Origin of the sequence: Agromyces cerinus, assembly GCF_016907835.1 — a bacterium.
Lineage (GTDB): Bacteria > Actinomycetota > Actinomycetes > Actinomycetales > Microbacteriaceae > Agromyces > Agromyces nitratus.
Genome location: NZ_JAFBCT010000001.1, coordinates 2,618,121 through 2,631,489 on the forward strand (window position 1 = coordinate 2,618,121; position 13,369 = coordinate 2,631,489).

14 protein-coding genes are annotated in these 13,369 nt (G+C 70.6%); 7 read left to right on the forward strand and 7 right to left on the reverse strand.

Annotated features, from left to right (window positions below; genetic code table 11):
- Nucleotides 1-29: 29 nt before the first annotated feature.
- Together JOE59_RS12215 and JOE59_RS12220 are read right to left on the reverse strand one after the other, a co-directional pair.
- Entirely contained in the window at nucleotides 30-1,688 is a 1,659-nt protein-coding gene (locus tag JOE59_RS12215; protein ID WP_239560233.1) for an ABC transporter substrate-binding protein, read from the reverse strand.
- A gap of 19 nt (nucleotides 1,689-1,707) precedes the next feature.
- On the reverse strand, nucleotides 1,708-3,366 hold the full coding sequence (locus tag JOE59_RS12220; protein ID WP_204460824.1) for an amidohydrolase: 1,659 nt from the start codon (nucleotides 3,364-3,366) through the stop codon (nucleotides 1,708-1,710).
- Between the two features lie 189 nt (nucleotides 3,367-3,555).
- Here JOE59_RS12220 and JOE59_RS12225 point away from each other — a divergent pair, with 189 nt between their 5' ends.
- Nucleotides 3,556-4,254 carry a TetR/AcrR family transcriptional regulator gene (locus JOE59_RS12225; protein WP_239560234.1) on the forward strand — a complete coding sequence of 233 codons (699 nt, stop codon included), beginning with the start codon at nucleotides 3,556-3,558 and terminating at the stop codon, nucleotides 4,252-4,254.
- A 3-nt stretch (nucleotides 4,255-4,257) separates the two neighbouring features.
- On the opposite strand, the gene JOE59_RS12230 is transcribed toward JOE59_RS12225, so the two are convergent.
- The gene (locus JOE59_RS12230; protein WP_204460829.1) at nucleotides 4,258-5,250 is read right to left on the reverse strand and encodes an AraC family transcriptional regulator; all 993 of its coding nucleotides are present in this window, start codon (nucleotides 5,248-5,250) and stop codon (nucleotides 4,258-4,260) included.
- 139 nt (nucleotides 5,251-5,389) lie between these two features.
- Between JOE59_RS12230 and JOE59_RS12235 the strand changes: the two genes are divergently transcribed.
- Nucleotides 5,390-6,208: an NAD(P)H-binding protein gene (locus tag JOE59_RS12235; protein ID WP_204460831.1), complete on the forward strand. Its 819-nt coding sequence runs from the start codon at nucleotides 5,390-5,392 to the stop codon at nucleotides 6,206-6,208.
- A 126-nt stretch (nucleotides 6,209-6,334) separates the two neighbouring features.
- On the forward strand, nucleotides 6,335-6,706 hold the full coding sequence (locus tag JOE59_RS12240) for a hypothetical protein (RefSeq protein WP_204460832.1): 372 nt from the start codon (nucleotides 6,335-6,337) through the stop codon (nucleotides 6,704-6,706).
- A 34-nt stretch (nucleotides 6,707-6,740) separates the two neighbouring features.
- Here the strand turns inward: JOE59_RS12240 and JOE59_RS12245 are convergent, their stop codons facing one another.
- The 3 genes from JOE59_RS12245 to JOE59_RS12255 are packed head-to-tail and all read right to left on the reverse strand — an operon-like array spanning nucleotide 6,741 to nucleotide 8,334.
- Nucleotides 6,741-7,538 carry an SDR family NAD(P)-dependent oxidoreductase gene (locus JOE59_RS12245; RefSeq protein ID WP_239560235.1) on the reverse strand — a complete coding sequence of 266 codons (798 nt, stop codon included), beginning with the start codon at nucleotides 7,536-7,538 and terminating at the stop codon, nucleotides 6,741-6,743.
- Nucleotides 7,535-7,969 (reverse strand): SRPBCC family protein, encoded by a 435-nt coding sequence (locus JOE59_RS12250; RefSeq protein ID WP_204460833.1) that lies wholly within the window; start codon nucleotides 7,967-7,969, stop codon nucleotides 7,535-7,537. Before JOE59_RS12250 ends, JOE59_RS12245 begins: the two co-directional genes overlap by 4 nt.
- A complete protein-coding gene (locus JOE59_RS12255) occupies nucleotides 7,966-8,334 on the reverse strand; it encodes an ArsR/SmtB family transcription factor (protein ID WP_204460834.1) in 369 nt (122 codons plus the stop codon). Before JOE59_RS12255 ends, JOE59_RS12250 begins: the two co-directional genes overlap by 4 nt.
- Before the next feature lie 174 nt (nucleotides 8,335-8,508).
- Here JOE59_RS12255 and JOE59_RS18785 point away from each other — a divergent pair, with 174 nt between their 5' ends.
- Genes JOE59_RS18785 through JOE59_RS12265 form a run of 3 tightly spaced genes read left to right on the forward strand, consistent with a single transcriptional unit; the run spans nucleotide 8,509 to nucleotide 10,079 of the window.
- Nucleotides 8,509-9,186 carry a hypothetical protein gene (locus tag JOE59_RS18785; protein ID WP_239560236.1) on the forward strand — a complete coding sequence of 226 codons (678 nt, stop codon included), beginning with the start codon at nucleotides 8,509-8,511 and terminating at the stop codon, nucleotides 9,184-9,186.
- Nucleotides 9,176-9,451, forward strand: coding sequence for a helix-turn-helix domain-containing protein (locus tag JOE59_RS18790; protein WP_307837049.1), 276 nt, complete (start codon nucleotides 9,176-9,178; stop codon nucleotides 9,449-9,451). Before JOE59_RS18785 ends, JOE59_RS18790 begins: the two co-directional genes overlap by 11 nt.
- A 52-nt stretch (nucleotides 9,452-9,503) precedes the next feature.
- Entirely contained in the window at nucleotides 9,504-10,079 is a 576-nt protein-coding gene (locus JOE59_RS12265) for a GNAT family N-acetyltransferase (RefSeq protein WP_204460838.1), read from the forward strand.
- Here the strand turns inward: JOE59_RS12265 and JOE59_RS12270 are convergent.
- The gene (locus tag JOE59_RS12270) at nucleotides 10,057-12,675 is read right to left on the reverse strand and encodes an MMPL family transporter (RefSeq protein ID WP_204460841.1); all 2,619 of its coding nucleotides are present in this window, start codon (nucleotides 12,673-12,675) and stop codon (nucleotides 10,057-10,059) included. The genes JOE59_RS12265 and JOE59_RS12270 overlap by 23 nt on opposite strands.
- A 120-nt stretch (nucleotides 12,676-12,795) precedes the next feature.
- Here JOE59_RS12270 and JOE59_RS12275 point away from each other — a divergent pair, with 120 nt between their 5' ends.
- On the forward strand, nucleotides 12,796-13,353 hold the full coding sequence (locus tag JOE59_RS12275) for a TetR/AcrR family transcriptional regulator (RefSeq protein WP_204460843.1): 558 nt from the start codon (nucleotides 12,796-12,798) through the stop codon (nucleotides 13,351-13,353).
- Nucleotides 13,354-13,369 lie beyond the last annotated feature (16 nt).

The following is a 13,369-nucleotide window of genomic DNA, read 5'->3' on the forward strand; positions in this document are numbered from 1 at the left end:
CGAGGTGGACCAGGCTGCGCCCGTCAGTGCTAGCGTGCGCCAATGGTTGCTGCCCAGGGGTAGTACAGGAAGGCGATCGACGGTGCGACGCCGGTGATGCGCTCACCCATGAACAGGGTCACGGGGGCCTCGAACATCGGCAGCCACGGGAGCTCCTCGTTCGCGATCTGCTGTGCTTCGGCGGTCTTCTCCGAGCGCGCAGCGGGGTCTTCGATCGTGAGCGCCTCGTTGACGACGGCGTCGAACTCGGGGTTGGACCATTCGCCGTAGTTGCTGAACTCGCCGGTGCGCAGCACGCTGTACATCTCGAGCGGGTCGGGGCTCGAGAGGTACCACGAGGTGTAGAACAGGTCGACGCCCTCGCGAGCGGTCGGGTCGGAGAACAGTGCCGTGTAGGCGTTCGGCGTGACGGTCTCGATGTTGACCTTGAGGCCGATCGCCTCGGCCGCCGCTGCGGTGGCCTGCGCGTAGACGTTGAAGTCGCTGCTGATCGGGGCGGTCACGTAGGTGAGCTCCTCGCCGGCCACGCCGGCTTCCTCGACGAGCTTCTTGGCCGCCTCGAGGTCGTACGGGTACTCCTCGATGTCGCCGAACGCACTCGCGATGGCGGCGTCGCTCGCGCCGTCCCAGACCGACTCGGTCGTGAGCACGTCGGTCGTGTTGCCGTAGCCCTTGACCGCCGCGTCGACGATGCCCTGGCGGTCGAGCGCCATGAGCAGCGCCTGGCGCACGCGCACGTCGCCGAGCGGGCCCTCGAGGTCGGAGATGATCAGGTTGTTGACCGCGGTGTTCAGGCCGAAGAGCATGTCGCCCTGGTCCGAGTCGAGCAGCTGGGGCACGGCGTCGGCGGGAATCATCCAGCCGCCGTCGACCTCACCCGACTTCAGCGCGTTGGTGCGGGCGTTGGCGTCGTTCATGAAGATGAACTTCACCTCGGCCGAGCGCGCGGTGAGCTCGGGGTCCCAGTAGCCGTCGTAGCGCTCGAGCGTGATCGACTCGCCCGACTGCCACTCGCCGAAGCTGAACGGGCCGGTGCAGTTCACGCCGCCGGTCGAGTTGCCGTAGTCGGCACCCTTCTCTGCGAGGGTGGCCGCGGACTCGATGACACCGGCGGAGCCGCCCATGCCGAGGTTGAACTGCGAGTCGGGCCCGGTCATGGTGACCGTGACCTGCATGTCGCCGGTCTGCTCGATCGAGGCCACGTTCTGGTAGTTCGAGTACCACGACGAGCCGACGGCCGGGTCGAGGTGGCGGCTCATCGACGCGACGACGTCGGCCGCGGTCAGCGGGGTGCCGTCGTGGAAGGTGACGCCGCTGCGGATCTCGTAGACCCAGGTCTCGGGCGTCGGGTGCGCGAACGACTCGGCGAGGCCGGGCGAGAGAGTCCAGTCGGGGTTCAGGCGCATGAGCGACTCGCAGACGTTGGCGAGCACCATGTTGTCGGCGTAGTCGAACGCGTAGGCGTAGTCGAGCGAGTAGGGCTCGGCGTAGTTCGCCCACGTGAACGAGTCGAGGTCACCCGAGGGCGCGTCGGTCTGAGCGGTGAGTTCCCACTCGGCCGGCTGGGCCTTCTCGGGTTCGGCGCCGGAGCAGCCGGTCAGGACGAGTGCGGCTCCGAGTCCGGCGGCGACGAGCGACGCGACGCGGCGACCGGTGCCTCGGGCGGGCATGACAGGGGACGGGGACATATTTGGCGGCTCCTCTTGGTCAGGCAGTGCGGGTGAAGGCGGACGTGCCCTCGATCCAGGTGGAGGTCACCGTCGCGCGGTGGATCTCCTCCTTGGGGAGGCTGAAGGGGTTCGGTTCGAGCACGACGAGGTTCGCGAGGTAGCCCTCGCGGATGTATCCGGTGTCGTGGTCGCGGTGGTTCACGTAGGCGGTGCCCGAGGTGTAGGCGGCCATCGCCGTCTCGAGGTCGAGACGCTGGTGCTCGCCGCCGAGGGGCTCGGAGTCGAGGCCCGGTGCGATGCGGTTGACGGCGATGTGGATCGCGTCCATCGGGTCGGCGCTCGAGACGGGCCAGTCGCTGCCCGCCGCGAGGCGTGCGCCGTGGCGCACCAGGTCGCCGAACGGGTACTGGCGGGCTTCGGCGCCGTCCTGCAGGAACGGCAGGGTGAGGTCGTCGATCTGGTCTTCGTGGGTCGCCCAGAGCGCCTGCAGATTCGCGACCGCGTCGAGCGGGGCGAATCGCGCCGTCTCCGACTCCTCGACGATCTGCAGGTGTGCGAGGTGGTGGCGTCCGTCACCGGGCCCGTTGGCCGTGCGCGCCGCCTCGATGGCGTCGAGCGCTTCGCGCACCGCCCGGTCGCCGAGCGCGTGGAAGTGCACCTGCATGCCTGCGGCGTCGAGGTCGGTGACGACCTGCTTCAGGAACTCGGGGTCGACGAACGAGAGTCCGCTGTTGTCGGTGTCGTGACCGTGGCTGTCGCGGTAGGGCGTGAGCATGGCAGCCGTCTGGTTCTCGGCGACGCCGTCGACCATGATCTTGGTCGTGCCGAGCGAGTAGCGAGCGGTCGTGCCCGCAGCGACGAGCTCGTCGCGACGCGCGATCATCTGCTCGACCTGCTCGATGCCGCCGTCGCGCTCCCACCACTGGGCGCCGACCACGTGCACGCGCAGCGTGCCCTCTGCGACGGCCCTGCGGTAGACCTCGTCGACGCTCTCGATGCCCGAGATGCTGCCGATCATGGCGTCCTGCCAGCCGGTGATACCGAGCGCGAGCAGTTCGTCCTGCGCGCGCAGCAGACCGGCGTAGGCGAAGTCGGCCTCGATTCCGGGGCGCACCGCGCTGAACAGGTGCTCGGCGCCCTCGTGGAACGTGCCGGCCGGGAACCCGTCGGCCTCGCGCTCGATGCGCCCGTCGACGGGGTCGGCGGTCGATGCGTCGAGACCCGCGAGGGTGATGGCCGCCGTGTTCGCCCACACGCTGTGGTGGTCGCGGCTCGAGAGCACGACGGGGCGGTCGGGCACGACGGCGTCGAGCAGTGCGCGCACGGGCGCGCCGCCCGGGTACTGGTCCATCGACCATCCGCCGCCGAGGATCCACGCTTCGTCGGGGTTCGCATCGGCGTACGCCTTCACGGCGGCGACGGCCTCTTCGGCGCTCTCGGTCTCGGTCAGGTTGCACATGAGCAGCTCGACGCCGGCTCCGATCGGATGCACGTGCGCGTCCTGGAAGCCGGGGCTGAGCAGCGCGCCGTCGAGATGGACGACCTGCGTTCCCTCGCCGATGAGCGCCTGCGCCTCGGCCTCGGGAACGACCGCCGTGATGCGATCGCCGGTGACGGCCACGACGTGGCCCTGAATTGGTCGGCCGGTTCCTGTGAACACGGCCGCTCCGGTGAACAGCACATCGGCAGCTGACACGTCGCCCTCGCTTCCTCGTCGAACGGGTTGGTGAAGGTGACGTTAGCGACGCCTCAGCACTGCTGTCAACTGTGTTGACAACATTGTGCTCGCATTCGTTATGCTGACGTTATCGAGCGCGGCTCAGATCCGAACGGACCGTGGAGCGTGGCACGATGGACTTCGAACTTCGAGGATGAAGAGGGCGATTTGACTGCGACTGACTCCAACCGTGGCGGTGCCGCGCGCGCGTCGACCGGCCGGGCTCGCCTCGACCGCGAATCGATCGTGGCCGCGGGACTCGAACTGGCCGCGACCTCGGTGACGACGACGATCTCGGTGCGCGAACTCGGCACCCAGCTCGGCGCCGACCCGACGGCGATCTACCGCCACTTCCGCAGCAAGGAGCAGCTGATGGAGGCGCTCCTCGACGAGCTGACGCTCCGCAGCGTCGCCGCCGTCACCGCCGAGACATCCGACTGGCGCGAGCGTCTGCGGCAGCTCTCGCAGGCCACCCTGAGGCACTACTCCGCACACCCGGCCATCGGCGCCGAGGCGATCGTGCTCACGACCCACGGCCCCGGCGAACTCGAGGCGATCGAGATCATGCTCGAAGCCTTCTCCGAGGCCGGGCTCACCGGCGACGACGTCGTGCGGCACTATGCGCTGCTCGCCTCGCATGTGCTCTCGAGTGCCGCCGGCATCGCACGAGGCCGCGCGGAGCGGGGCGACGGCCCCGAGCCCGGCCCCTGGTTCGACGGCCCGATCCTCGCCGACCCCCGCCGGTTCCCCCTGATCACGGCCTTCAACAGCGAGCTCGCCGACCTCCAGGACGTCGACCTCTTCCTGCTCGGGGTCGAAGCCGTCATCCAGTCGGCCGAACTGACCGTGGCGCGCAACGCGGAGTAGCGCTCAGCTCCGCGCCGCCGGCGCCGGCCGAAGCGCCGCGATGCCGAACCGCGGCCCCTCGCGCCGCGCCTCCCCCGGCGTCGAGCCATGGTGCCGTTTGAAGGCACGACTGAACGCGGCCTCCGAGGAGTAGCCGACCCGACGCGAGATCGTGGCGATCGGGTCGCTCGTGCTCGCGAGCTCCGCCCGGGCCTGCTGGAGACGCCAGCCTGCGAGGTACCGCATCGGCGGTTCACCGAGGAGGGCGGTGAACCGCTCGGCGAAGGCCGACCGCGACATGTTCGCCTCGCGCGCGAGCTCGACCAACGTCCAGTCGTGGTCGATGCGGGCGTGCATACGGCCGAGAGCACGGCCGACGTGCGGGTCGCGGAGTGCGGCGAGCCATCCGGTGGCCGACGGATCGGACGTGCGCAGCCACGAGCGCAGCACCTGCACGACGAGCACGTCGGCGAGGCTCGTCATGACCGCCTCGCCGCCCGGCTGAACGCTCTCCGCCTCACGCGCGAGCAGTCGCAGCACGGTCTGGAACGCACCCGCCTCGCCGTCGTCCCAGGAGTCGACCCTGATGAGGCCGGGCAGCTCCTCGATCATGCGTGCGGAGAGCGGCCCGTCGACCTGCAGTGCCGCGTACGCGATCAGGGTGCGATCGCCCCCTCCCCCGATGCGCATGTGCTCGTACGTGTCGCTCACCTGTTCGACGGGGATCTCGAAGAGCGGCGTGCTCGAGGCATCCGCTGCACTGAGCAGTCGGTGCGACGCACCGCCCGTGATGAGCGCGGCGCTGCCGGCCTCGAGCTCGTGCCGCTCACCGTCGATCTCGAGCACGCACCGGCCGGCGAGCACGACCGGCAGCATCATGAACCCCTCGAGTTCGGGGAACTCCACGCCCCACGGCGCTGTGAGCTCGGCGCGGCAGTAGAGGGCGCCGGTGAATCGGAGCAGCTGCAGGCCGTCGCCCAGCGAATCGCCGGCGGCCTGGGTGCGCGGGTTGACCATGCGTCCAGCGTGCCATGCAGATCCGCCGAAGATCCGAGAATCTGGACGAACAGCATAGAAATCCGGCCGTTGAGAGATTGTGCGTCCCGCTCGAGAGACCCACGCTGGATGCATCATCACTCACCGAAAGGACACGAACATGTCTGAGAACTTCGCGGTCATCGGCGCCACCGGCAAGACCGGCCGTCGCGTCGCCGACCTCCTCGAGGCGGACGGCCACGCCGTGCGCCGCCTCGCCCGCGGCACGAGCCCGGCGTTCGACTGGGAGCACCCGGAAGGGTGGGCTTCCGCACTGCAGGGCATCGACCGGCTGTACGCGGCCTACGTCCCCGACCTCGCGGCCCCCGGCTCCGAGTCGGCAATCACTCGCTTCGTCGAGATCGCCGAAGAGGTCGGCGTGCAGCGCATCGTGCTGCTCTCGGGCCGAGGAGAGGACGGGGCGCGTCGCTGCGAGGACATCCTGCTCGCCTCGAACGTGCCCGCCGCGGTCGTGCGGGCGAGCTGGTTCGCGCAGAACTTCACCGAGGGCATGCTGACCGACGCGGCCGTCACGGGGGTGCTGGCGCTTCCGGCCGGGAACGTGCGAGAGCCGTTCGTCGACGTCGACGACGTGGCAGCAGTCGCCGTCGAGGCGCTCACGGGACCGGGGCACGAGGGCCGCGTGCACGAGGTGACCGGGCCGGAGTCGCTCACGTTCGCAGAGGTCGCGGCGATCCTGTCGGAGACCACGGGACGCGAGATCGTCTATGTGCCGATGGAGCTCGACGAATTCCACGCCGCGGTCGCCGCCGAGGAGGGCGAGTCCGTCGCGAACCTGCTCACCGAGCTGTGCCGCGAGACCTTCGACGGCCGCAACGTGCTCCCGACCGGGGGCGTGGCCGCGGCACTCGGTCGGCCGCCGCGCGACCTGCGCTCCGTGCTGACGACCGCCGCTGCCGCCACGACAGCACGGCCGTGAGACCCGGCGAGACCGAGCCGGGATCGCGGCATCGACCGTCGGACGGGCGACACCGACGACCGAGGCCCGGTGCTCCACGCATCGGCCTCGGTCGTACCCGCACCCGCCACTCGATAGGCTCACGGCATGCTCGCCGTCGTCGTACTCTGCGTGATCCTCGGCGTGCTCGCCGTCTTCCAGCTCGCGCTCGCCCTCGGGGCGCCGATCGGGCGATTCGCGTGGGGCGGGCAGCATCGCGTGCTGCCCGCACGACTGCGCATCGGCAGCGCCGTCGCGATCGTGATCTACGCCGTGATCGCGGTGATCGCACTCGATCGCGCGGGTGCCATCGACGTCGTCTCCGACGTGATCTCGACGGTCGGCATGTGGGTCGTGTTCGGGTACTTCGTGCTCGGCATCCCGATGAACGCCGTCTCGCGAAGCAGGGCCGAGCGGTACACGATGACACCGATCGTCGTGGTGCTCGCCGTGCTCAGCCTCCTCATCGCCCTCGGATAGCACCGCCGTCGGCGACCCGGCGCCCAGCGCCGGCTCAGTCGACGAGCGCCCCGGCCGTGAGGTTCGAGATGACGCCGGTCATCGAGCGCGCCCGGTCGGATGCCGCGAACGCGAGGTACTCCGCGACCTCGGCGAGCGACGGCAGCCGGCCGAGCAGCGTCGTGCCGGCGAGCCCGGCGAGCCACTCGTCGCGGCCGATGCCGCCCGCCGCAGCGATACGGCCGAACATCTCGCCGGTGTACGAGGTGTCGTACGCGTCGGCCATCGCGTGCGGGCGCACGCAGACGACCCGCACGCCGCCCGGGCCGAGCTCGCCGGCGAGCGCCCGCGAGAAGCCCTCGAGCCCGGCGCTCTGCGCGGCGTTGCCGATGATTCCGGTGCCCGAGAGCCGCGCGCCGGGCGTCGAGATCGTGAGGATCACGCCGCTGCCCTGCGCGAGCATCGGGCGGGAGACCGCCTTGGCTGTGACGAAGTTCGTCTGCAGGTAGCCGGTGACCGGGTGCAGGTAGTCGGCGAGCGAGGTCTCGGCGATCGGCAGGCCCTGCACGTGGTCGAAGCCCACGGCGTTCAGGGCGATGTCGATGCGGCCCGCGGCATCCGTCACCTCGTCGACGTGCCGGTCGACGGCCGCCTGGTCCATCGCGTCGACCACGGCGAGGTCGACGGATGCCCCGAGCTCGCGCGCTGCGGATGCTGCGGTCTCGAGTCGCGGCAGGCTGCGGCCGGCGAGGAACAACCGGGCGCCCTCGCGCGCGAACACCCGCGCGGTCGCGGCCCCGATGGACCCGCCGCCGCCGTGGATCACGGCCACCTTGTCGTCGAGCAGCATCATGCGTCTCCGTTCTCTGCGAGGGTCCTGGCGAACCGGTCGATGATCTCGGTCCAGCCCGCGGTGTGCCGCTGCACGGCCTCCGCGTCGGGCAGGAGCTCGTGGCGCACCTCGACGACGGTGGCGTCGCCGTCGGGACGGAACGTCACCCGCACCACCGAGTCGGTCTGGTGCGTGGCGGCCGAGCGCCAGGTGAACTCGAGCGTGTGCGGCCGGTCGATGACCGTGTAGTTGCCCGCGTGCACGAACGAACCGTTCGGGTCGTGCATCGTGATCGCGAAGGCGCCCCCGACCCGGCGATCGGCGACCGCGCCCGACGGGGCGCTGCCGTCGCGGCGCATCCACACGGCGAGGCTCTTGGGGTCGAGCCAGGCGTCGAAGAGACGCTCGGCGGATGCCGCGATGCGCCGGCTGACCGTGACGACCGCGGTCATCGCAGCGCTCCGCTCGTGGTGCCGGCGTCGGCATCGACGTCCCCGTCGGCGTCGGCGAGCACGAACGCCTCGAGCGCGGCGAGGCGCTGCTCCCAGAACTCGCGGTACTGCGTCATCCACGCGACCGCTTCACCGAGCGCCTCGGCGCGCAGCGACAGCACGTGGTCGCGCCCGCGCACGTGCCGCTCCACGAGCCGGGCGCGCTCGAGCACCTTGATGTGCTTGCTCGTGGAGTTCAGCGAGATCGGGAACTCGCGCGCGAGTTCGGTGACGCGCGCGTCGGAGACGCGGAGGCGGTCGAGGATCGCGCGTCGCGTGGGATCGGCGACGGCGCTGAGCACGGTGTCGAGTTGATATTCACCCATGGGGGTGAATATATGCCCGAGGCGAACCCGCGTCAAGGGGTTCGACGATCGTGGACCGATTCCGGTGCGCGCCTGCCGGCGTCTCACGAGACCGCAGAACGGCGATGCCTTGACCATGACACGTCGGGTGTTTATTGTTCTTCGATAAGATCGAAAAACGATAAGGAGTTGGTCGTGACCGTCACCGAGGCATCCGCTGCCCGACCGAACGCACGCACGCGCACGCCGCGCGGCACCTCGATCGGCATCGGGCTGATCTGGGTCATCGCGACCTTCGCGATGCTCTTCGACGCGCTGGCGCTGTTCTCGATCACGACGGGGCTGTTCTTCGTGAACGTGCTGCAGGGCGATGTCGAGGCGCATCAGTCGCTCACCGCGCTCCCGCAGTTCATCCAGGCGGAACTCCGCGAGGGCGCCGACCCCGCCGACCTCACCGACCTCTCCATCTGGGTCCGTGCCCTCTGCGCGCTGCCCACCCTCGTGCATCTCGTGGTGGTGCTCGTCTCGACGATCCTGGTGACGCGCGCGATCCGGGTCATCGAAGGCGGCCGCCCCTTCACGACGGTCGGCGTTCGCGCGTGGGCGCTGCTCAGCGTCGTGCTCATCGTCGGCGGCGGTCTCCAGGGCCTCCTCGACACGGTCGCCGTCGGGGTCCTCTCCGCCCTCGCTCGCACGAATACCGATGGCTACCCCGACGGCCCGTGGGGGCTCGGCGGCGACTACCAGGCGCTCGGCACGAACCTCCCCGACTGGCCCTGGATCTTCTTCGTGCTCGGCATCATCTCCGCCGCCGTCGCCGCCGCATTCCGCGAGGGCTCGCGCCTCGAGGCGGAGGTCGAGGGTGTCGTCTGACCGCGGTGAACAGACCGAGCACGGCACGCCGCGGAACTCCGAGGACAGCGACCATCGCATCGTCGTGCACCTCGCCGAGGTGCTCGAGCAGCGCGGCATGACCCTCACCGAACTCTCCGAACGCATCGGCGTCACGCTCGCCAACCTGTCGATCCTGAAGACCGGCAAGGCCCGCGCGGTTCGCTTCACGACCCTCACCGCGATCTGCGAGGCCCTCGACACGACGCCCGCCGAACTCTTCAGCTACGAGCCCCGCGACGACTGACCGTCGCCGCCGGCGGGTTCCAGATGTCGGTCGGCGGTGGCAGGCTGACGTCATGGCGATCGAGGTGCGCGCGGCGACCGAGTTCGACGACGTCGCGGCGGTCGTCGGGCCGAAGAACCCGACGTCGAACGTGTGCTTCTGCCTGAGCTACCGGCTGCTCTCCTCGAAAGAGAACGTCGAGTTGCGCGGGCCCGAGCGCGCCGACCGCGTGCGCGAGCTCTGCGCGCTCGACCCTCCGCCCGGCGTGCTCGCCTACGACGGCGACGAGGTGGTCGGCTGGGCGGGGGTGCATCCGCGCGCCGACACGAGCTTCGCGAAGAACCGCAAGATCCCGCACGTCGACGACCTCGACGTGTGGTCGGTGTGGTGCATCCGCGTGCGGCCCGGGCACCGCAAGAGCGGCATCAGCCACCACCTGCTCGCCGGCGCGGTCGAGTTCGCCCGCGAGCACGGCGCGCCGGCGATCGAGGGCTACCCGGTCGACAACCGGGGCGAGAAGGTCGACCTGACCATGGCCTACGTCGGCACCCGCGCACTGTTCGAGCGGGCCGGCTTCACGAAGGCGGCCGACACCGAGTCGGTGGTGGGCGGGTTCCCCCGCGTGCTCATGCGCCTCGATCTGCGCTGAGCCCCGTCGCCTCGTCCGTCGCCGACGTCGCCGACTCTTCCGCCGAGGCATCCGTCGTCGCCGCATCGGCGGTCGTCGCCCCGTGCACCGGGTGGCTCCGCTCGAGGGCCGCGCCCTCGACATCGACGTCGGGCAGCAGCCGGTCGAGCCACTTCGGCAGCCACCAGGCGGCCGGGCCGAGCAGGTGCATGATCGCCGGCGTCAACAGCATGCGCACGATGAAGGCGTCGAAGAGCACGCCGATCGCGAGGCCGAAGCCGAGCGGCCGCACCATCGTGAGGTGCGAGAAGACGAAGCCGCCGAAGACGGCCGCCATGATGATCGCCGCCGCGGTGACCACCGCCCGCCCGCCGCGCAGGCCCGCGACGACGGCGACCCGCGCCGGGGTGCCGTGCACGTAGGCCTCGCGCATGCCCGAGACGAGGAACAGCTGGTAGTCCATCGCGAGGCCGAAGAGCACGCCCATCACGATGATCGGCGCGAAGTTCAGCACCGGCCCCGGGTTGTGCACGCCGAAGACCTCGCCGAACCAGCCCCACTGGAAGATCGCGACCGTGGCGCCGAACGCCGCGAACAGCGAGAGCACGAAGCCGGCCGTCGCGATGAGCGGCACCAGGATCGAGCGGAACACGAGGATCAGGATGATGAGCGAGAGCCCCACCACGACCGCGAGGTAGAGCGGCAGCACCCCGGCGAGCTTCGCCGAGATGTCGATGTTGCCGCTCGCCCCGCCCGCGACGCCGAGTTCGACGCCGTCGAGACCGGCAGCGGATGCCTCGTCGCCGTCGATCGGCGACTGGCTGCGCAGTTCGTGCACGAGCGCCTCGGTCGACTCGCTCGAGGGGCCGTCGCTCGGCACGACCTGGAAGGCGAAGAAGTCGCGCTCGTCGGAGACGCCCGCCGGGGCGACGGCGACGACGTCGTCGACGCCCATGAGCCACTCGGCGAGATCGGCCTGGGTGGCCACGACCTCGTCTTCGGCGACCCCGTCGGGCAGCGTCGCAGTGACGAGCAGCGGACCGTTCTGGCCGGCGCCGAAGGCATCGGAGACCGCGGTGTAGGCCTGATAGGTCGTGGCATCCGGTGATTCGGATGCCCCGTCGGGCAGGCCGAGCCGCATCGAGAGCGCCGGGATGGCGATGACGAGGAGCACGACGATCGACACGACCGCGGTGACGATCGCCCGCCACGTCGGCATGGCGACGAGCTTCGGCGCGGCGTGCGACTCGTGGCCGATCTCGGCACGGGCGCGCTTCGAGAGCACGCGCACCCCGATGAGGCCGAGCAGCGCCGGGGTGAGCGTGACCGCGATGAGCACGGCGACGAGCACGCAGACCGCGCCGACGGTGCCCATGATGCCGAGGAACGGGATGCCGGTGACGTTCAGCGCGAGCAGCGCGACGAGCACGGTCGAGCCGGCGAAGACGACGGCGTTGCCCGCGGTGCCGTTGGCGAGCCCGATCGACTCGTGCAGCTCCATGCCGGCGAGCACCTGGCGCCGGTGCCGGTTGATGATGAAGAGCGCATAGTCGATGCCGACTGCGAGGCCGAGCATGACGCCGAGCACGGGGGTCACCGACGACATGTCGACGACGCCCGAGAAGGCGAGCGACCCGGCCACGCCGATGCCGACGCCGATGAACGAGGAGATGATCGGCAGGGTGGCCGGCAGGAGCGCCCGGAACACGATGATGAGCACGAGCGCGGCGATGAGCACGCCGACGATCTCGCCGACGCCGATGAGCCCGTCGATCGACGCGGCGATCTCCGAGGAGTAGTCGACGTTCACGCCGTCGATGTCGGCTCCGTCGAGCTCGGCGGCGACCTCGGCTTTCAGCTCGCTCGACAGCGAGAAGAGGTCGTCCTCGAACATGACGGCGCCGATCGCCGTGCTCTCGTCGGTGGAGACCGTGCGGATCTCGGCGGCGGCGTCCATGAGTCGCTCACCGTCCTCGAGTTCGGCGGCCGAGGCGTCGAGCTCCTCGGCGCCGGCATCGAGCTCGGCCTGCTGCGCGTCGAGCTCGGCGGCGCCCGCGTCGAGCTGCGCCTGCTGCGCGTCGAACTGGGCGGCTGCCTGGTCGTACGCCCCTGCGGCCTTCGCCTGCTCGATCGCCGCGTCGAGCTGCGCCTGCCCCGCGTCGAGCTCGGCTCGGGCGGCATCGAGCTGGGTCTGGCCCGCTGCCAGCTCGGCACGGCCCGCCTCGATCTGCGCGGCGCCGTCGGCGAGCTGCGCCGCCTGGTCGTCGCGAGCGGCGGTCGTGGTGAACGGATCCACGACGTCCGAGACGCCGTCGATCTCGGCGATGTCGGCGAGGAGCGCGGAGATCTCCTCTCGCTGCGTATCGCTCAGCGCCTCGCCGTCGTCGGTCTGGAAGACGACGGTGCCGGTGGCGCCGCCGAGCCCGTCGAGTCGCGCGTCGAGCTGCTCGGTGACGCGCTCGGTCTCGGTGCCCGGGATGCTCATGCTCTGCGTGAGCGTGCCGCCGAAGGCGAGGAAGGCGCCGCCGGCGAGTGCGAGCACACCGAGCCATCCGACGAGCACGAGCCAGGCCCGGCGTACGGAGAATCGACCGATGCGGTAGAGGAGTTCAGCCATGAGCCGAGGCGCCCTTCATGAGGTGACGAGGTCGGCGCTTCATCGAGCCCTCTCGAGGATAACCGACATCTGTCGGAGATCTTGCCGCGTCGGGACATCCGGAGCTGGCAGAATCCCCCTATGGACGTCAGGGTGGAGCGAACGCGGCGACGCCTGCAGGACGCCCTGCTCGAACTCGCCCGCGAACGACCGCTCGACGAGGTGACGGTCGCCGAGATCGCGGCGCGCGCCGGCGTGAATCGCAGCAGCTTCTACCAGCACTACTCCGACAAGGAGACGCTGCTCGCCGACGCCCTCGACGCGGCGGCCGAGGCCGCCGCCGCGATGTTGCCGAACACCTACGAGCCGCCGACCGGTCCGCCGCAGGCGCTCGTCGTCTTCCTGCAGCACGTCGACGATCACGCCGAGCTCTACCGGTCGGTCTTCGGACCGACGGGGTCGGCCGCGGTGCTGGCCCGCCTGCGTGCTCGCATCGACGCGATCGTGCGCGCCGGTTTCGTCACCGCGGATTCCCGGGCGTACGACGGCCTGCCGCTCGACATCATCGCGGCCGGCATCACGGGCTCGGCGCTCGGGGTCGTCGAGGCCTGGCTCATGCGCGATCCGCGCCCGTCGGTCGACGTCGGCGCCGGCTGGGTCTGGCGCGCGCTGCTCGGCCCGGGAGCCGGCTGGGCGTGACGCCGTCGGTCGTCTC

What these genes read in the sequence shown, in the direction of transcription:
- JOE59_RS12215 (WP_239560233.1), bottom strand. Translation starts at nt 1,688, where the DNA reads ATGTCCCCGTCCCCTGTCATGCCCGCCCGAGGCACCGGTCGCCGCGTC.
- JOE59_RS12230 (WP_204460829.1), bottom strand. Translation starts at nt 5,250, where the DNA reads ATGGTCAACCCGCGCACCCAGGCCGCCGGCGATTCGCTGGGCGACGGC.
- JOE59_RS12235 (WP_204460831.1), top strand. Translation starts at nt 5,390, where the DNA reads ATGTCTGAGAACTTCGCGGTCATCGGCGCCACCGGCAAGACCGGCCGT.
- JOE59_RS12240 (WP_204460832.1), top strand. Translation starts at nt 6,335, where the DNA reads ATGCTCGCCGTCGTCGTACTCTGCGTGATCCTCGGCGTGCTCGCCGTC.
- JOE59_RS12245 (WP_239560235.1), bottom strand. Translation starts at nt 7,538, where the DNA reads ATGATGCTGCTCGACGACAAGGTGGCCGTGATCCACGGCGGCGGCGGG.
- JOE59_RS12250 (WP_204460833.1), bottom strand. Translation starts at nt 7,969, where the DNA reads ATGACCGCGGTCGTCACGGTCAGCCGGCGCATCGCGGCATCCGCCGAG.
- JOE59_RS12255 (WP_204460834.1), bottom strand. Translation starts at nt 8,334, where the DNA reads ATGGGTGAATATCAACTCGACACCGTGCTCAGCGCCGTCGCCGATCCC.
- JOE59_RS12265 (WP_204460838.1), top strand. Translation starts at nt 9,504, where the DNA reads ATGGCGATCGAGGTGCGCGCGGCGACCGAGTTCGACGACGTCGCGGCG.
- JOE59_RS12270 (WP_204460841.1), bottom strand. Translation starts at nt 12,675, where the DNA reads ATGGCTGAACTCCTCTACCGCATCGGTCGATTCTCCGTACGCCGGGCC.
- JOE59_RS12275 (WP_204460843.1), top strand. Translation starts at nt 12,796, where the DNA reads ATGGACGTCAGGGTGGAGCGAACGCGGCGACGCCTGCAGGACGCCCTG.